The sequence below is a fragment of the Saccharothrix texasensis genome, from assembly GCF_003752005.1.
Taxonomy (GTDB): domain Bacteria; phylum Actinomycetota; class Actinomycetes; order Mycobacteriales; family Pseudonocardiaceae; genus Actinosynnema; species Actinosynnema texasense.
Map to the genome: position 1 here is coordinate 7,075,042 of NZ_RJKM01000001.1, position 18,595 is coordinate 7,093,636.

11 protein-coding genes are annotated in these 18,595 nt (G+C 72.7%); 10 read left to right on the forward strand and 1 reads right to left on the reverse strand.

What is annotated here, in order from left to right:
- Positions 1 to 161 precede the first annotated feature (161 nt).
- The 10 genes from EDD40_RS31730 (at position 162) to EDD40_RS31775 (ending at position 17,448) form a co-directional block, all read left to right on the forward strand.
- Positions 162 to 3,017 (forward strand): AfsR/SARP family transcriptional regulator, encoded by a 2,856-nt coding sequence (locus EDD40_RS31730; protein ID WP_123746192.1) that lies wholly within the window; start codon positions 162 to 164, stop codon positions 3,015 to 3,017.
- A gap of 178 nt (positions 3,018 to 3,195) precedes the next feature.
- On the forward strand, positions 3,196 to 5,532 hold the full coding sequence (locus EDD40_RS31735) for a chitinase C-terminal domain-containing protein (protein ID WP_123748424.1): 2,337 nt from the start codon (positions 3,196 to 3,198) through the stop codon (positions 5,530 to 5,532).
- A gap of 180 nt (positions 5,533 to 5,712) precedes the next feature.
- Entirely contained in the window at positions 5,713 to 5,901 is a 189-nt protein-coding gene (locus EDD40_RS31740) for a hypothetical protein (protein WP_123746193.1), read from the forward strand.
- 11 nt (positions 5,902 to 5,912) lie between these two features.
- The gene (locus EDD40_RS31745) at positions 5,913 to 8,948 is read left to right on the forward strand and encodes a helix-turn-helix transcriptional regulator (protein WP_123746194.1); all 3,036 of its coding nucleotides are present in this window, start codon (positions 5,913 to 5,915) and stop codon (positions 8,946 to 8,948) included.
- Positions 8,949 to 9,037: 89 nt separating this feature from the next.
- Positions 9,038 to 9,790, forward strand: coding sequence for an ABC transporter ATP-binding protein (locus EDD40_RS31750; protein WP_123746195.1), 753 nt, complete (start codon positions 9,038 to 9,040; stop codon positions 9,788 to 9,790).
- A gap of 4 nt (positions 9,791 to 9,794) precedes the next feature.
- Positions 9,795 to 12,317, forward strand: a complete 2,523-nt coding sequence (locus EDD40_RS31755) for an ABC transporter permease (RefSeq protein ID WP_123746196.1) — start codon at positions 9,795 to 9,797, stop codon at positions 12,315 to 12,317.
- 601 nt (positions 12,318 to 12,918) lie between these two features.
- Positions 12,919 to 14,202, forward strand: a complete 1,284-nt coding sequence (locus EDD40_RS31760; RefSeq protein ID WP_123746197.1) for an extracellular solute-binding protein — start codon at positions 12,919 to 12,921, stop codon at positions 14,200 to 14,202.
- Positions 14,203 to 14,321: 119 nt separating this feature from the next.
- On the forward strand, positions 14,322 to 15,182 hold the full coding sequence (locus tag EDD40_RS31765; RefSeq protein WP_123748425.1) for a carbohydrate ABC transporter permease: 861 nt from the start codon (positions 14,322 to 14,324) through the stop codon (positions 15,180 to 15,182).
- Between the two features lie 5 nt (positions 15,183 to 15,187).
- Entirely contained in the window at positions 15,188 to 16,021 is an 834-nt protein-coding gene (locus EDD40_RS31770) for a carbohydrate ABC transporter permease (protein ID WP_123748426.1), read from the forward strand.
- Positions 16,022 to 16,029: 8 nt separating this feature from the next.
- Positions 16,030 to 17,448: a GH1 family beta-glucosidase gene (locus EDD40_RS31775; RefSeq protein WP_123748427.1), complete on the forward strand. Its 1,419-nt coding sequence runs from the start codon at positions 16,030 to 16,032 to the stop codon at positions 17,446 to 17,448.
- 91 nt (positions 17,449 to 17,539) lie between these two features.
- Here the strand turns inward: EDD40_RS31775 and EDD40_RS31780 are convergent, their stop codons facing one another.
- Complete coding sequence (locus tag EDD40_RS31780) at positions 17,540 to 18,571, reverse strand: LacI family DNA-binding transcriptional regulator (RefSeq protein ID WP_123748428.1); 1,032 nt, start codon at positions 18,569 to 18,571, stop codon at positions 17,540 to 17,542.
- Positions 18,572 to 18,595 lie beyond the last annotated feature (24 nt).

Sequence of the window (18,595 nt, forward strand, 5' to 3'; positions counted from 1 at the left end):
GGATGTTCCGCTGTCTGGTCCAACCTCGTTCACCGGGGTTCGCCCTGTGTGGTTGATCGGACACGCTTAGCGTAAGAATGCGGCTACAGGACGACTGGAGCCGGACTGAAGTGATCTCCTAGGCTCCGTCTGGGGCCCAACGTTCGGCGAAGGATCGGTCGGTGGCAGACGGCGACGGCGAGCGCTTGCGGTTCGAGGTGCTCGGTTTGCTCCGGGCGGCGCGCGGCGGCGGGGAGGTCGACCTCGGCGCCGCCAAGCAGCGTGCCGTGCTGGCGGTGCTGCTGCTGGCCCGCAACACGCCGGTCAGCCGCGACCAGATCATCGAGGCCGTCTGGGGCGACAACACGCCGAGCAGCGCGGTCAACCTGGTGCAGACCTACGTGGCCGGCCTGCGCCGGGCCCTGGAGCCCAGCCGCGCCCGCCGCGCCCCGGCCGAGCTGCTGACCTCGGTCGGCGACGGCTACCTGCTCCGCGTGGACCCGCAGCAGGTCGACCTGGACGAGTTCGAGCGCGGCGTGGTGACGGCGGCCCGGCTGCGCGCGACCGGTGACCTGATCGCGGCGGCCACCGCGCTGGACGAGGCGCTCGGCCTGTGGCGCGGCGAGCCGCTCGGTGGGGTCGCGGGCCTGTTCGCCGAGGTCGAGCGCGGCCGGCTGGTCGAGCGCCGGCTCGCGGTCCTGGAGGAGCGGGCCGAGCTGCTGCTGCTGATCGGCCGCGGCGCGGAGCTGGTGCCGTCCCTGACCACGCTGGTCGGCGAGCACCCCCTCCGGGAACGCGGGCACGGCCTGCTGATGCGCGCCCTGTGCCAGGCGGGTCGCCACGCCGAGGCGCTGGGCGTCTACCGCGAGGCCCGCCGGGTGCTGGTCGAGGAGCTCGGCGTCGAGCCGGGCCCGGAGCTGCGCAAGCTCCAGCGGGCCGTGCTGGCGGGGGAGGACCCCGAGCCCGAGCGCCCGACCCAGCCGATGGCGGTGCGCCCGGTCGCCGAGTCCTCGCCCGCGATCACGCCCGCGCAGCTGCCGCGCGTCTCGGCGTCCCTGATCGGCCGCGACGACGAGCTCAAGCGCCTGGACGGCCTGCTGGCGTCCTACCCGGAGGGCGGCCTGGTCCTCGTGGTCACCGGCCCCGCCGGCGTGGGCAAGACCGCGCTGGCCCTGCACTGGGCGCAACGCGTGCGCGACGAGTTCCCGGACGGCCAGCTGTACGTCGACCTGCACGGCTACGACCCCAACCAGGAGCCGCTGGGCGCGGGCGAGGTGCTGAGCCGGTTCCTGCGCACGCTGGGCGTGCCGTCGCCGGACATCCCGGTCACGGTCGAGGAGCGGTCGGCGTTGTTCCGCACGCTCATCGCGGACCGGCGCATGGTGGTGATGCTGGACAACGCCCGCGGCTCCACCGAGCTGCTGCCGCTGCTGCCCGGACCGCCGTCGTGCGTGCTGGTGACGTCCCGCCGGCGGTTGGTCGGGCTGGTCGCGCACGCCGAGGCGCGGCTGGTCGAGCTGGACATGCTGGACCCGGACGCGTCGGTGGCCGTGGTCAGCCGGGTCGCCGGCCGGGACGCCACCGAGGCCGCCGCGCTGCGCCGGCTGGCGGTGCTGTGCGACGGGCTGCCGCTGGCGCTGCGGATCGCCGCGGCCCGGCTCGCGGTGGCCCCGGCGTTGCGGGTGGCCGAACTCGTCGCCGAGCTGGACGACGAGCACGGCCGGCTGGCCGCCCTCGGCCTGGAGGACGAGGACTCGACGGTGCGCGCGGCGCTGGACGCGTCGCGCCGGGCGCTGTCGCCGCTGCCCGCGCGGCTGCTGGCGCTGCTCGGCCTGCACCCCGGCGCGGACGTGACGGCGTTCGTGGTGGCCGCCATGGCGCAGGTCCGCGTCGGCGACGCGCAGCGCGCGCTGGACGCGTTGACGGCGGCGAACCTGTTGTCGGTCAACGAACCCGGCCGGTACGGGGCGCACGACCTGGTGCGCGTCTACATGCGCACGCTGGCCGCCGAACTGCCCGCGGACGTGAGGCGCGAGGCGACCGGCCGGATGCTCGACTACTACCTGCACTGCGCGGACCTGGCCGACGGCCGGCTGCCGGTGACGCGCGGCAGCAGCGTGCGGGTGGAGCCCGCGCACGTGCCGCTGGAGGTGCCGAAGCTGACCGGCTCGCCGGAGGCCATCGCCTGGCTGGACGCCGAGCAGGGCAACATCGTCGCCGCCTCCGAGCTGGCCGCCGCGCCGGGTTCGGACCCGCAGTGGCTCGTGCACGCCTGGCAGCTGCCGTACACGCTGTCCCGGTTCCTCTGGCTGCGCGCGGACCGGACGACGTGGCTGCGGACCACGGAGGCCGCGCTGGAGGCGGCCACCAGGCTCGGCGACCCCGAGGCGACGTTCGTGATGCTGTTCAACCTGGGCATCGCGCTGGCCCAGTTCCAGCGGATGGACGAGTCCCTGGCCCGGCACCGCGAGGCGTTGGAGGTGGCGCGGGCGTCCGGTGACGTGAACGCGCAGGCCAGGGCCTTGACGGCGGTCGCGGACATGCTGGCGTTCCTGGGTCGCGTCGACGAGTCGGAGGCCTCCTACCGGGAGGCGCTGGAGGTGAGCCGGGCGGCGGGTTCGCGGTGGGCCGAGGCGAACGCGCACCACAACCTCGGGCTGCTGCACCAGTCGTCCCGCCGCTACGACGAGGCCGAGACGTGGCTGCGCGCGGCGGTGACGATGTACCGGGAGGTCGGCGAGCAGTGCGGTGAGTCGACCTGCCACACGGACCTGGCGATGGTGCTGCTGGAGGCGGGCGAGGGCGCGGACGCCGTCACGTCGGCGCGCACGGCGCTGTCGGTCGCGTCGGCCGCGGCGAGCCCGTACCACCAGGCGATGGCGCACGACCGGCTGGCCACGGTGTTCGACCGGCAGGGGCTGCCCGGCGCGGTGGCGCACTGGCAGCGGGCGCTGGCGCTGTTCACCGAGCTGGACGCCCCGGAGTCCGACCAGGTGCGGGAACGCCTGGCCCGCGCCCGCGCCACCACGGCCGTCTGACCGCTCGCGGCGAACGCCCGACCCGGTTCGCGGGTGCCGGTCCCGTCCCCGGCGGGACCGGGGCGACCGGTCGCGCGGCCCCCTAGGTGGTCTGGACCTATTGACACAGAGGTCTAGACCTATTTACGGTTCACTCGCTGCGTCGTGGCCGCCGCCTCGTGCAGGAGGTGTGCCGGTCGTGCCCAAGAGAACCAGGTTGTCGCCGCTCGTGGCGTTGTTCGCCGCGGTGGCCGGACTCGTCGTCGCCGTCGTGTCCCCGACCCCCCCCAGTGCCGCCGCCGCCGGGGAGGAGTGCCGTCCCGACGGCCTCTACCAGACACCCGGCGTCGCCGTCCCGTACTGCTCCGTCTACGACACCGAGGGCCGGGAGTCGTTGGGCGCCGACCACTCCCGCCGCGTGATCGGCTACTTCACCAGCTGGCGCACGGGCCGCAACGGCGCGCCCGCCTACCTGGCGTCCGACATCCCGTGGACCAAGGTCACGCACCTCAACTACGCGTTCGCGCACCTCGACGCGCAGAACCGGGTCTCGGTCGGCCCCGACGGCCCGGACAACGCCTCCACCGGCATGACCTGGCCGGGCGTCGAGCTCGACCCGTCCCTGCCGTACCAGGGGCACTTCAACCTGCTCAACAAGTACAAGAAGCAGTACCCGAACGTGAAGACGCTGATCTCGGTCGGCGGCTGGGCGGAGACCGGCGGGTTCCTCGAACCGGACGGCACGCGCAACGCCTCCGGCGGTTTCTACAAGCTCGGCGCGCAGCCGCAGGCCACCGTGGACGCCTTCGCCGACTCCGCCGTGCAGTTCATCCGCGAGTACGGGTTCAACGGCGTGGACATCGACTACGAGTACGCCACGTCGAACAACCACGCGGGCAACCCGGACGACTTCTGGATCTCCAACGCCAACCGCGGCACGCTGTGGGCCGGTTACGAGAAGATCATGAAGACGTTGCGGGAGAAGCTGGACCGCGCCTCGGCGCAGGACGGCCGGCACTACCTGCTCACCGCCGCCGTGCCCGCCTCCGGCTGGCTGCTGCGCGGGCAGGAGGCCTACCAGGTCACCCGCTACCTCGACTACCTGAACGTGATGAGCTACGACCTGCACGGGTCGTGGAACCACTTCGTCGGCCCGAACGCCGCGCTCTACGACGACGGCAAGGACGGCGAGCTGGCCGCCGGCGGCGTCTACACCGCGCCGCAGTACGAGGGCATGGGCTACCTGAACACCGACTGGGCCTACCACTACTACCGGGGCGCGATGCAGGCCGGCCGGATCAACATCGGCGTCCCGTTCTACAGCCGCGGCTGGCAGGGCGTCACCGGCGGCACGAACGGGCTGTGGGGCCGCGCCGCGCTGCCGGACCAGACGAAGTGCCCGCCCGGCACGGGGTCCACCGTCGGCTCGACCACGCCCTGCGGCAACGGCGCGGTCGGCATCGACAACCTGTGGCACGACTCCACCGCGGGCGGCGCCGAGGTGCCGTCGGGCGTGAACCCCATGTGGCACGCCAAGAACCTGGAGAACGAGATCACGCCGGACTACCTGGCCGGGCACGGCCTCGACCCGGTGAACGACCCGGCCGACCGGATCTCCGGTTCCTACCAGCGGTTCTACGACAGCACGCTCACCTCGCCGTGGCTGTGGAACGCCGACAAGAAGGTCTTCCTGTCCACTGAGGACGAGCAGTCGATCGCGGCCAAGGCGAAGTACGTGGCCGACAAGGGCATCGGCGGCATCATGATCTGGGAGCTGGCGGGCGACTACCGCTTCGACAGCGCCAAGGGCCAGTACACGGTCGGCGACACCCTGCTCACCAAGATCAACGACGGGTTGCGCGGCGCGGCGCCCTACGGCGCGCGCAAGGCCGCCGGGACGACGCCGGGCCAGGTGCTGAACGTGAGCGCCACCGTCTCCGGGTTCGCGCTCGGCGACAGCAACTACCCGATCACGCCGAAGCTGAAGCTGACCAACAACTCGACCACCACCCTGCCGGGCGGCACGAAGATCGAGTTCGACTACGGCACCAGCGCGCCGGGCAGCATGGCCGACCAGTCCGGCTTCGGGCTGCGGGTCACCACCAAGGGCCACTCCGGCGGCAACGTCGGCGGCCTGAGGGGCGACTTCCAGCACGTCGAGCTGACGTTGCCGACCTGGCAGCCGCTCGCGCCCGGCGCGTCGGTGGACGTCGCGCTGAGCTACCAGCTGCCGATCGCGTCGCCGTCGAACTTCAAGCTCACGTTCGGCGGCCGGTCCTACGCCATCGCCTCCGACCACCCGCGCGGCGGCGGCCCGGACCCGACCAGCAGCACGACCACCACCACGACCACCACGACCACGACGACCGGCCAGCCCGGCTGCACCGTGCCCGCGTGGGACCGCGCCAAGGTCTACAACGGCGGCAACGAGGTCTCGCACCGGGGCAAGCGCTGGCAGGCGAAGTGGTGGACGCAGGGCGAGGAGCCGGGCACGACCGGCGAGTGGGGCGTCTGGCGCGACCAGGGTGCCTGCTGAGGATCACCCGACGTGCTCCGACGTGCGCCTGAGGCATCCCTTACCCGCCGTCTGCCACCCCTTACGGCGGCGGGTAAGGGGACCAGGGCCACAACCCACGTGAACGCCCGATGCCCGCGCCTCCGCCTCAGGACGAATCTTCGTGTCACCAGAGAAGCGGCACGACACGAGGAGCAAGTCATGGAGTGGACGCCCGAGTCCTTGAAGGCGGAGATCGACTACCGGCAGGCCGCACTGCGCGAGGACGCGGCTCTCTACCGCGTCGGCCGGCAGACGCACCCGACCCGCCGGTCGTGGTGGCGGCGGCTCGGCCACGGTTCCGGCCCGGACGCCCCCGGCGCCGACAATGGCCACCGCGAGGCCGCCTGAGGTGTGACAGCATGCCTGGTGTGGCACGCATCGGTTCCGGAATTCCCTTGGTGGCGCGTAGCCGGGAGATGACCAGGCTGCGCGCCGCCCTCGACGAGGCCGCGCGCGGCGAGGCGGGCGCGGTCCTGCTGGCCGGCGACGCGGGCGTCGGCAAGACCCGGCTGGTGGACGAGCTGTCCGCCACGGCGGGCGACGCGCTCGTGCTCAACGGCCGCTGCCTCGACGTCGGCGAGACCGGTCTGCCGTACCTGCCCTTCACCGAGGCGTTGGGGCAGGTGCGGCAGGCCGGTCTGCTCGACGTCGAGGCCCGGCCCGCCCTCGGCCTGCTGCTGCCGGAGCTGGCGCTGCCCGCGGGCCGCGACGGCGGCACGTCGGTGTCCGGTCTGCCCTCGCACCTGACCGGCCGCCGCCCCGAGCAGGACGTCGGCCAGCTCCAGCTGTTCGACGCGGTGCACGGCCTGCTCGGCGAGCTGGCCGAGGAGCGGCCCGTGCTGCTGGTGCTCGAAGACCTGCACTGGGCCGACGCCTCCACCCGCTACCTGCTGTCGTTCCTGCTCTCCCGGCTGCGCGCGCAGCGGCTGCTCGTCGTCGCCACCTACCGGTCCGACGACCTGCACCGCAGCCACCCGCTGCGGCCCCTGCTCAACGAGCTGGTGCGGCTGCCCGCCGTGCAGCGGCTCGACCTGACCCCGTTGAGCGCGATCGACGCGCGCTCGTTCGTCGCCGCGCTGGCCGACGACCTGCCCGACGACGTGGTGCTGGAGGTCGCCGAGCGCTCGGACGGCAACCCGTTCTTCGCCGAGGAGCTGATCGCGGTCGCCAGCTGCGGCGACCGCGAGGTGCCGTGGACGCTGGCCGAGGTGCTGCTGACCCGCATCGAGGGCCTCTCCCCGCAGGCGCAGCGCGTGGTGCGGGTCGCGTCCGTCGGCGGCCGGTCCGTGCGCCACGACCTGCTGCGCGACGTGGCCGGGATGGACGACGTCGGCCTGGACGGCGTGCTGCGCGAGGCCGTGCAGCACCACGTGCTGGTGGTCGACGGCGCCGAGGTCTACACGTTCCGGCACGCGTTGCTGCGCGAGACCGTCTACCTCGACCTGCTGCCCGGTGAGCGCGTGCGGCTGCACGCCGCCTACGCGGACCGGCTCGCGTCCTCCGGCGGCCGGGGCGCCGCCGCCGCCCTGGCCCACCACAGCCTGGAGTCCCACGACCTGGTCCGCGCGCTGCGCGCGTCGGTCGAGGCGGGGGAGGAGGCCAAGGCGGCCGGCGCGCCCGCCGAGTCGCTGCGGCACCTGGAGCAGGCGTTGAAGCTGTGGCACGCGGTGCCCGCCGGCGACCGGCCGGCCGGCCTGACCGAGCTGTCGCTGCTGCGCAGCGCGTCGTGGGCGGCGGGCACGGCGGGCCAGCCCGAGCGGGCCATCGCGTTCGCCCGGACCGGCACCACCGCGGTGGACGAGTCCGACCCCGAGGAGGCCGCCGAGATGTGGCGGCGCTTCGCGCAGGCTTTGCAGGTGCTCGACGGCACCGACGACGAGAAGTACCACGCGGTGGAGGAGGCGTGGCGGCTGGTCCGGGACCGGCCCGCGAGCCGGGCCCGCGCGTGGGTGCTGGCGGTGTGGGCGGCGGCGCTGCGCAACGACCGCAAGTACGTGGAGGCCCGTGAACGCGCCGAGATGGCGGTGGCGGACGGCCGCGCGGCCGGCGCGGACTCGGCCGTCGCGGACGGGCTGACCACGTTGGGCCTGCTCGACGAGCCCGACGGGGAGATCTCGCGGGCGCGCGAGCACCTGACGGACGCGGTGGCGTGCGCGATGGAGGCCGACGCGGTCACCACCGAGCTGCGGGCCCGGTACTACCTCGGCCTGCACCACTACGACCTCGGCGAGCTGGCCGAGGCGGGCCGGGCGTTCGACGAGGGCGTGGCGCGGGCCAAGGCGACCGGCCTGACGTGGAGCTCGTTCGGCCTGGAGCTGCGCATCCTCCAAGTGCTGACCAAGTACTACCGCGGCGAGTGGGACGGCGCGGCGACCGCCGCCGAACCGCCCGGCCTGCGGGTCTCCAGCACGGTGTCGGCGCGGCTGGCCGCGGCGGGCACGCACGTGGCGGTCGGCCGGGGCGAGTTCGACCAGGCCGACCGGATGATCCGGGAGCTGCGCGCGGACTGGCACCGCGACCTCCAGATCGCGCTGATCACCGGCGGCACGGGCGCGGAGCTGGCGCTGTGGCGCGGTCAGCCGGAACTGGCCGTGGACCGGATCGCGGACGCCATCAGCTGGTCGCGCAAAGAGGGCGAGTGGACGCTGGCCGGCATCCGGCTGGCCGCCCTGGGCGTGGCGGGGCACGTGGAGATCGCCGCGCGGGCCCGGCGGCGCAAGGACCGGGAGGCCGAGGAGCAGGCCGTGCGGGCCGGTCGGGAGCTGGCCGAGTACGCGCGCACGACCGCCGAGATGGGGATGCCCCGCACCGGCGTGCTCGGCCCGGAAGGACGGGCGTGGCTGGCGCGCGCGGCGGCCGAGGAGTCGCGGTTGACCGGCGCGGGCGACCCGGACCGGTGGCGGTGCGCGGTCGACGTGTTCGGCTTCGGATCGGTGTTCGAGCAGGCCGTCTGCCGGTGGCGGCTGGCCGAGGCGCTGCTCGGCGCGGACCGGCGCGAGGAAGCCGCGGCGGAGCTGCGGCTGGCCAGCGCGGTGGCCGACGAGCTGGGCGCGGCGCCGTTGCGCGAGGTGCTCGACCTGGTCGCCCGGCGGGCCCGGGTGGCGTTGCGCGACGTCGGGCCGCGTGACCGGGTGGACCCGTTCACGCCGCGCGAGCGGTCCGTGCTGGAGCTGGTCGCGCTGGGCCGCACCAACCGCCAGGTCGGCGAGGAGCTCTACATCTCGGAGAAGACGGTCAGCGTGCACCTGAGCCGGATCATGGCCAAGCTCGGCGCGAGCAGGCGGGCCGAGGCGGTGGCCAACGCGTTCGACCGCGGCCTGCTGGACCTGCCCGGGCAGCCCGTCGAGCAGGCTTCGTCAGACCTCGGGACTAGTGCCCGTCATCCCGCCGGTTGACCTCCGGTTCCGCCGCCGAGGTGACGCCTGCCGACCCGCGTGCCCCATAGCTTTCTCGACGTCAGCCAGACCCGAGGAATTGAGGGAGCATGTCCGCACTGGTGTCCGACGTCGGAACCCGCACCGCTGTAGCCGCCGCGAACCTGGTGAAGGTGTACGGCAAGGGCGACACCGCCGTGCGGGCGCTCGACGGTGTCAGCGTCGAGTTCACGGCGGGCAGGTTCACCGCCATCATGGGCCCGTCCGGCTCCGGCAAGTCCACGCTGATGCACTGCCTGGCCGGGCTGGACAACGTCGACGGCGGCAGCGTCCACATCGGCGGCACCGAGATCACCTCGCTGGGCGACAAGGAGCTGACCCGGCTGCGCCGCGACCGGGTCGGGTTCGTCTTCCAGGCGTTCAACCTGCTGCCCACCCTCACCGCCGAGGCCAACATCCTCCTCGGCCTCGAACTGGCCGGCCGCAAACCCGACCGCGAGTGGTTCGACACCATCGTGGACGTGCTCGGCCTGCGCGACCGGCTCAAGCACAAGCCGACCGAGCTGTCCGGCGGCCAGCAGCAGCGCGTGGCCTGCGCCCGCGCCCTGGTCGCCCGGCCCGACGTGGTGTTCGCCGACGAGCCCACCGGCAACCTCGACTCGCGCTCCGGCGCCGAGGTGCTCGACTTCCTGCGCATGTCCGTGCGCAAGCTCGGCCAGACCGTGATCATGGTGACGCACGACCCGGTCGCCGCGTCCTACGCCGACCGCGTGGTGCTGATGGCCGACGGCCACCTCGCCGGCGAGATCGACAACCCGACCGCCGACTCCGTGCTGTCCGCCCTCAAGCACCTGGGGGCGTGACCTGATGCTGCGCACGATCATCGCGGGCCTCAAGGCCCGCACCGCGCGGCTCGTGCTGTCCTCGGTGGCGATCGCCCTCGGCGTCGCCTTCGTGACCGGCACGCTGGTGCTCGGCGACGCCATGAACGCGAGCCTGCGCGACGAGTTCGCCAAGGACGCGCGCAACGTGGACGTCTCGGTCACCGTGGACGGCGGGTCGTCGTCCGGCGAGTCCACCGACATCCCGGGCATCACCCCGGAGACGTTGGCGAAGATCCGGCAGGCGCCGGGCGTGGCGGGCGCCGACCCGCGCGACTTCCAGCAGGTGCCGGTGGTCGCGGCCAACGGCAAGGCCAAGCCCGCGTGGGCCGTCCCGCTGGCGAGCAACGAGAAGCTGCGCGAGTTCGACCTGGTCGAGGGGCGCTACCCGACCGAGGACGACGAGATCGCGGTCGACAAGCGCACCGCCTCCACCGCCAAGCTGACGATCGGCCAGCCGGTCGTGCTGCTGGGCAAGGAGGAGTCGCGGCACACGTACACGCTCGTCGGCACCTACCAGCAGGGCACGAACCAGTTGTCGCTGGCGGGCTACGACCACGTCGGGCTCACCCCCGAGGGCTTCCAGGCGCTGGAGCCGGAACGCCCGCCGTACCAGGTGGTCGCCACCGCCGCGGCCGGGTTCACCCAGCAGCAGGTGGTGGACAACGTCCGGCAGGCCATCGGCGACCGGGGCTTCAAGATCCAGAGCGGCGCGGAGCTGACCGAGGAGACGTTGCAGCGGGTCGAGTCCCAGGCGGGCGAGTTCACGTCGCTGCTGCTGGCGTTCGCGATCATCGCGCTGATCGTCGCGGCGATGGTCATCTACAACACGTTCACCATCCTGGTCGCCCAGCGCACCCGCGAGCTGGCGCTCATGCGCTGCGTCGGCGCGAGCCGCGGCCAGGTGTTCCGCGGGGTGCTGGCCGAGGCGCTGGTGATGGGCCTGACCGCGTCGGTGATCGGCCTGCTCGGCGGCATCGGCGTGTCCGCCCTGCTGCAACGGGTGATGTTCTCGTTCAACGGCGGCGAGGGCGCCGTGCTGCTGCCCGTGACGGGGACGACGGTGGCCGCCGCGTTCGCCGTCGGCACGCTGGTCACCGTGCTCGCCGCGGTGCTGCCCGCCCGCAAGGCGACCCGGGTCGCGCCGGTGGCCGCGCTGCGCAGCCAGCCCGACAGCGGCGAGGAGGTCTCCCGCACCGGTGTGGTGCGCGTGCTGACCGCCGGGCTGTTCCTGGTGGTCGGCGTCGGCGCGGTGGTGTTCGGCATGGGCATGGACGACGAGGAAGCCGCCATGATCACCAGCGGTGCGGGCACGATGGCGCTGCTGGCCGCGGTGCTCGTGCTGGGTCCGCTGCTGGTCGGCCCGGTCAACCGGGTGCTCGGCGCGCTGCCCCGGGCGGTGCTCGGCGTGCCCGCCAAGCTCGCGTCGGCCAACGCGGGCCGCAACCCCAAGCGCACCGCCGCGACCACCGCGGCGTTGATGATCGGCGTGACGATCGTGTCGCTGGTGACCGTGGTCGCCAACAGCGCCAAGGAGACCGCGAACGCCGAGATCGACCAGCGGATGCCCGCCGACTACACGGTGACCTCCGCCGTCTACGACCGGCCGCTGCCCCGGGAGCTGGCCGACCAGCTGGCCGCCGTGCCGGAGGTGGCGCAGGTCGCGCCCACCACCGTCGTCTACGGGGAGCGCGAGTACTTCACCGGCATCACGCGCGACGCGCTCGGCAGCCTGTTCCGGCCGACGGTGACCAGCGGGTCGCTCGACGACCTCCGGGACGGCACGGTCGCGGTGAACGCGGACTACGCCAAGCGCCGCAACGTGTCGATCGGCTCGGTGGTGTCGTTCAAACCGGGTCGGGGTGAGGCGCAGGACCTTGAGGTGGTCGCGGTGGTCGAGGGCCAGCGGCTGTCCGACGGGATCATGACGATGGAGACGTCGCTGCGGTTCGAGCAGGCCGCCGAGGGCTACGACAGCATCCTGGTCAAGCTGAAGGACGGCGCCGTGAACGGGCGCGCGGCGGTCGAGAAGGTCACCGACCCCTCGCCGCTGGCGATGCTCGACAGCGCGGCCGAGACCAAGGAGCAGCTCAACCAGCAGCTCAACCAGGTGCTGGGGTTCATCTGGGCGTTGATCGGGCTGGCCGTGGTGATCGCGTTGTTCGGCATCGCGAACACGTTGACGCTGTCGGTGCTGGAGCGGACGCGCGAGTCGGCGCTGCTGCGGGCGCTGGGGCTGACGCGCGGCCAGCTGCGGCTGATGCTGGTGGTCGAGTCGGTGCTGATGGCGTTGATGGGCGCGGCGATCGGGCTGCTGCTCGGCATCGGCTTCGGCTGGGTGATCACCGAGGCGTTGTCCACCGACACCCTCGCGGTCGACCTGGTCGTGCCCTTCGGGCAGATCGGCGTGATGCTGGCCGGCGCCGTGGTCGCCGCGATCGTGGCCGCCGCGCTACCCGCCCGGCGCGCCGCCAGGACCTCGGTCGTCGCGGGGATGGCCGAGGCGTGAGGAAACCCGGTGGCCCGCTCTTCTTCGGGGGAGGAGCGGGCCACCGGGTTCCGCGCTGCGCGGGGCAGGCGCCTCACCCGCCTGGTGGTCGCAGGCGGGTTCGCCCACGTCGAAGCGGGTGAGGAAGCCGCCCCGGCACCGGGCAGCACGTCACCAGCGCCCGCGCGGTCCTGATCGCGGTGGGCGACTTCCAGGACCGTCAACGGCCGCTCGTCCACCCTGCGCCCGAGGCCTCCGCCCAGGTGACCGAGGCCACGCCGAGCCCTGCGGACGTCGCCCGGCGCCGACCGCTGCGGGCTGATCTCCGTGCGACGGGGGTCACAGATTTCCTGCTGAGCACGCGTCACATCCGGTGGGCAACCGCCTCTAACAGGGTGCGGGGTGGCCCGGGCGAGGGCCGGGCCACCCGGCTTCCACGCCCCCGCCGCCGGGTTCACGGACAGTCGCGTGCCGTCACGGTCGGCGCACGAGAGCGCTTCAGAATGTTGCGGAACGGTGTCGACCGGTACTTCCCGGGTTGACGCGCGGACCGGGACTCACGACTGTGAGAGCGCTCTCATGGCGTCGGGTCCGAGCCCGGCGAGCGCGTCGAGGAGGACGGATGAGCAGGACTCTGGGCGGTCGGGCGACGTCGATCACCGCGGTGGCCCTGGCGGCCACGCTGGTGGCGGCCTGCGGTGGCGGGGGAGGCGGCGCGGGCGACGGCAAGATCAAGCTGTCGATCGGGATCTTCTCCGACTTCGGCTACACCACGCTGATCAAGGAGTACCAGGCGGCGCACCCGGACATCGAGATCGAGCAGCGCACGGTCAAGATGGAGCAGCACCACACGCAGCTCGCCACGCAGCTCGCGGGTGGTCGGGGCGCGGCCGACATCGTGGCCATCGAAGAGGGCAACATCGCGCAGTTCCGCCAGTCCAAGGACAAGTTCGTGAACCTCGCGGACCACGGCGCCAAGGAGCTGGAGGGCCAGTGGGCGGCCTGGAAGTGGAACCAGGGCACCACCGACGGCGGGAACTTCGTGCTCGGCCTCGGCACCGACATGGGCAGCCTCGCCCTGTGCTACCGGCGTGACCTGTTCGAGGCCGCCGGCCTGCCCACCGACCGCGACGCCGTCGGCGAGCTGTGGCCGACCTGGGACGAGTACCTGAAGGTCGCGGACACCTTCACCCGGGCGACGCCGGACGTGAAGTTCGTCGACACCGCCCAGAACGTCTACAAGGCGATCCTCGACCAGACCGAGGAGGGCTACTTCGCCAAGGCCGACGACTCGTTCATCGGCGGCGAGAACGACAAGGTGGAGCAGGCCTTCACGCTCGCCGCGAGCCTGGGCGAGAAGAAGCAGACCGGCGCGCTGGCCCCGTTCAGCCAGGACTGGAACGTCGCGCTCAAGCAGGCGTCCTTCGCCACCACCACGTGCCCGGCCTGGGCGCTCGCGCTGATCAAGGCCGGCGCCGGCGACGAGGCGGCGGGCAAGTGGGACGTGGCCGCCGCGCCCGGTGGCGGCGGCAACTGGGGCGGCTCGTTCCTGGCCGTGCCCAAGCAGACCGAGCACCCCGGGGAGGCCTACGAGCTGGCCAAGTGGCTGACCGCGCCCGAGCAGCAGAAGCGGATCTTCAAGGAGACCGGGAACCTGCCGAGCGAACCCGCCGCGTACCAGGACCCCGAGGTCACCGCGACGACCAACGAGTACTTCAACGGCGCGCCGGTGGGCAAGATCTTCGGCAACTCCGCGGAGAGCCTCAAGCCCACCTACCGCGGCACCAAGGACGCCAAGGTGACCCCGGTCTTCAACAACGCGCTCTCCCGCGTGGAGACCGGCAAGCAGTCCACTTCGGACGCTTTCGACGAGGCGGTCCGGGAAGCGCGGGACGCGGCCAAGTGACGGTCGCACCGGAACGGGCGGCGGCGGGGCGGGGCACGTCGCCCGCCCCGCCGCCGCCGCGACGCCTCTCGTGGCGGGACAAGCTCGGCCGGCTCGACACGAAGTACACGCCGTACGCGATCATCGCGCCGTTCTTCGTGGTGTTCGGGGTCTTCGGCCTGTACCCGCTGCTCCACACCGCGTGGGTCTCGCTGCACGACTGGCAGCTCATCGACGGCGACCAGGGCTTCACCGGCTTGGCCAACTACGCCGAACTGCTGTCGGACGGGCACTTCTGGAACGCGCTGGGCAACACGGTCAGCCTGTTCCTGCTCTCCACGATCCCGCAGCTGTTCGCCGCGCTCGGCCTGGCCACCCTGCTGGACCGGGGCCTGCGCGGCCGGGCGTTCTGGCGCGCGGGCGTGCTGCTGCCGAACGTGATCTCGGTGGCCGCGGTGGCGCTGGTGTTCGCGCAGCTCTTCGGCCGCGACTTCGGCGTCGTCAACGCCCTGCTCGGCGTCGTCGGCGTCGACCCGGTGGACTGGCGCGCCGAGACGTGGGCGTCCCACCTGGCGATCAGCTCGATGGTGGTGTGGCGCTGGACCGGCTACAACGCGCTGATCTACCTGGCCGCGATGCAGTCGGTGCCCAAGGACATGTACGAGTCGGCGATGCTGGACGGCGCGTCGCGCCTGCGGGTGTTCTGGTCGATCACCGTGCCGAGCATCCGGCCGACGATCCTGTTCACCGTCATCGTGTCGACGATCGGCGGGATGCAGCTGTTCGTGGAGCCGCAGCTGTTCGACCCGGGCGGCACGGCCACCGGCACCGGCGGCGACGACCGGCAGTTCCAGACCTTGGTGATGTACCTGTACGAGAAGGGCTTCCGGTTGTTCGACGCGGGTTACTCCTCGGCCATCGCGTGGGTGCTGTTCCTGGTGATCCTGGTGGTCGCGGTCGTGAACTTCGCGGTGGCGCGGCGCATCGCGTCGAAGGGGTGAGGCCGGTGACCGCGACGCGCCACACCCGTTCCGGGCCGATCGCCTACGCGCTGCTGGTGGTGATCCTGGTCGCGTCGGTGTTCCCGCTGTACTACTCGTTCCTCATCGCGAGCAAGGACAACTCCGCGCTGGGCGACGCGGTGCCGTCGCTGGTGCCGGGCGGGAACCTGTTCGACAACCTGACCAGGGTGTTCGACACCGTCGACTTCTGGCTCGCCATGCAGAACTCGATGGTGGTGGCGGGCACGGTGGCGATCAGCAACGTCGTGCTGGGCACGCTGGCCGGGTTCGCGTTCGCCCGGCTGCGGTTCCGCGGCGGCAACTCGCTGTTCCTGGTCGTGGTCGGCACCTCGATGGTGCCGACGCAGCTGGGCGTCATCCCGCTCTACATGCTGATGTCGGACCTCGACTGGTACGGCACCCTCCAGGCGGTGATCGTGCCCGCGCTGATCGGCGCGTTCTCGGTGTTCTGGATGCGGCAGGCGTGCGAGGAGTCCGTGCCGCACGAGCTGGTCGAGGCGGCCCGGGTGGACGGCTGCTCGGTGCTGCGGACGTTCTGGCACGTGGCGTTCCCGGCGGTGCGCCCGCAGGCGGCGGTGATGGGCATGTTCACGTTCATGACCGCGTGGAACGACTTCTTCTGGCCGCTGATCGTGCTCGATCCCAACGACAGCCCCACGGTGCAGGTGGCATTGTCGACGTTGGCCAGCGGTTACTACACGGACTACTCGCTCATGCTCTCCGGCGCGTCGCTCGCGGTGCTGCCGGTGGTGGGGATCTTCATCCTGCTGGCGCGACAGATCGTCGGCGGGATCATGCAGGGCGCTGTGAAGGGGTGAACTCGTACATGACGACAACCGACCCGGACACCGAGGTCCGGCGGGACGTGCTGCGCTTCCCACCGGGCTTCCTGTGGGGAGCGGCGACGGCGTCCTTCCAGATCGAGGGTGCGACGACGGCGGACGGCCGCGGCCCCTCGATCTGGGACACGTTCGCGGCCACGCCGGGCGCGGTGCTCGGCGGCGACACCGGTGACCCGGCGTGCGACCACTACCACCGCTACCCCTCCGACGTGGAGCTGATGGCGGAGCTGGGGCTGGGCGCGTACCGGTTCTCGCTGGCGTGGCCGCGCATCCAGCCGGTCGGCGCGGGCCGGGTCGAGCCGAGGGGGCTGGCGTTCTACGACCGGCTGGTGGACGAGCTGCTCAGCCGGGAGATCGAGCCCGTGGTCACGCTGTACCACTGGGACCTGCCGCAGGCGTTGGAGGACAACGGCGGGTGGCGCAACCGCGACACCGCCTACCGGTTCGCCGAGTACGCCGCGCTGGCCCACGAGCACCTGGGCGACCGGGTGCGGCAGTGGACCACGCTGAACGAGCCGTGGTGCTCGGCGTTCCTCGGGTACGCCAACGGCATCCACGCGCCCGGGGTGGTCGACCCGAAGGCGTCGCTGGAGGCCGCCCACCACCTCCTGCTCGGGCACGGCCTGGCCGTGCAGGTGATGCGGGACCAGGCGCCGGACGACCACGAGCTCTCCATCGTGCTGAACTTCTGCGCCCTGACGGTGGACGACGACTCGCAGCTCGACGCGGCGCGCAAGGTCGACGGCCTGCAGAACCGCCTGTTCCTCGACCCGCTGGCCGGTCGCGGCTACCCGCGGGACGTCGTCGAGGACACCGCGTGGCTGGGTGACTGGACGGCCGTGGTGCGCGAGGGCGACCTGGAGGTGATCGCCTCGCCGATCGACTGGATGGGCGTGAACTACTACGCCCCGACCCGCGTCGCCGCCACGGCCGACCCGCTGGAGGTGAGCGGCGGGCCGTTCCCGGGTCTGCGCGGGGTCGAGTTCCTGCCGGCGCGCGGCGAGGTGACCGGGTTCGGCTGGGAGGTCGACGCGACCGGCCTCACCGCGTTGCTGGAACGCCTCCAGCGCGAGGTCGGCCTGCCGCTGTTCGTCACGGAGAACGGCTCGGCGTTCCCGGACGTGGTCGAGGACGGCGAGGTGGTGGACGAGGAGCGCACCCGGTACCTGGTGGACCACCTGCGCGCGGTGCACCGGGCCGTCGAGGCGGGTATCGACGTGCGCGGGTACTTCGCCTGGTCGCTGCTGGACAACTTCGAGTGGGCGGCGGGGTACAGCCAGCGGTTCGGCATCGTGCACGTGGACTACGACACCCAGGTGCGCACGGTGAAGCGGAGCGGCAGGACGCTGGCCGGGGTGATCGGCGCCAACGCCGTCCCGGCCGCCGGGCACGACCTGCCGTGACCTGTCGGTCGGGGGCCGCATGTCGCCGCGGCGGCCCCCGCCCGGCGCTCACCCGCCCGCGGCCGGCCCCGTGCCGGCCCGACCTGTCCCGCTACGCGGACTCGCGGCGGACCAGCGTGGTGGGCAGGACCTCGCGGCGCGCCCGGATCGTCTCGCCGCGCAGCAGCCGCAGCAGGTGGGTCACCATGTGGCGGACCTGCGCGCTGGTGTCCTGCCGCACGCTCGTCAACGAGGGCGTGGTGTGCGGCGCGATCATCGGGTGGTCGTCGAACCCCACGATGGCCACGTCCTCCGGCACCCGCTTGCCCGCCTCGCGCACCGCGTCCAGCACACCGGCCGCCATGTGGTCCGACGCGACGAACACCGCGTCCAGGTCCGGCACGCGGCCCAGCAGCGCCTCCATCGCCTTCTTGCCGCCCTCGCGGGAGAAACCGCCGTCGGCCGTCATCAACGCCGCGGTCTCGTCGTCCGCGCCGACCGCCGTGCGCCACCCGGCCAGCCGGTCCATCGCCGAGTGCTCGTCGAGCGGACCGGTCACCGAGACGATCTTCTTGCGCCCCAACGAGATCAGGTGCTCGGTGGCGAGCAGGCCGCCGCCCTCGTTGTCGTGGTCGACGGTGTGCAGCCCGCGCAGCGAGCCCCACGGCCGGCCCGCGTACACCACCGGCAGCGGCAGCTTGCGCGCCACCGTCGGCAGCTGGTCGCCCTTGTGCGGCGCGAACAACAACGCGCCGTCCACGTGCCCGCCCGCCAGGAACCGCTCGGCGCGGGCCTGGTCCTGCGTCGAGTGCACCAGCATGAGCACCATCTGCACGTCCGCGTCGGCCAGCGACCGCGCCGCCGAGCGGATCAGCCACGCGAAGTGGGGGTCGTCGAAGATCTTCGGCTCGGGCTCGGAGAACACCACCGCCACCGCGCCGGAACGCCTGGTCACGAGCGCCCGCGCGGCCTGGTTCGGCTGGTAGCCCAGCTCCATCACCGCCGCCGTGACCGCCTCGTGCGCCTCCGGGCTCACCCTGGGCGACGCGTTGAGCACCCGCGACGCCGTCGCACGGGAGACGCCGGCCTTGGCCGCCACGTCCTCCAACGTGGGCCGCGCGCCTGAGTGCGATTGAACCGACACGAGCACCACTCCTCGACGATCGCG

Coding starts and splice junctions, on each gene's coding strand:
- EDD40_RS31740 (WP_123746193.1), top strand. CDS start 5,713: ATGGAGTGGACGCCCGAGTCCTTGAAGGCGGAGATCGACTACCGGCAG.
- EDD40_RS31745 (WP_123746194.1), top strand. CDS start 5,913: ATGCCTGGTGTGGCACGCATCGGTTCCGGAATTCCCTTGGTGGCGCGT.
- EDD40_RS31750 (WP_123746195.1), top strand. CDS start 9,038: ATGTCCGCACTGGTGTCCGACGTCGGAACCCGCACCGCTGTAGCCGCC.
- EDD40_RS31755 (WP_123746196.1), top strand. CDS start 9,795: ATGCTGCGCACGATCATCGCGGGCCTCAAGGCCCGCACCGCGCGGCTC.
- EDD40_RS31760 (WP_123746197.1), top strand. CDS start 12,919: ATGAGCAGGACTCTGGGCGGTCGGGCGACGTCGATCACCGCGGTGGCC.
- EDD40_RS31775 (WP_123748427.1), top strand. CDS start 16,030: ATGACGACAACCGACCCGGACACCGAGGTCCGGCGGGACGTGCTGCGC.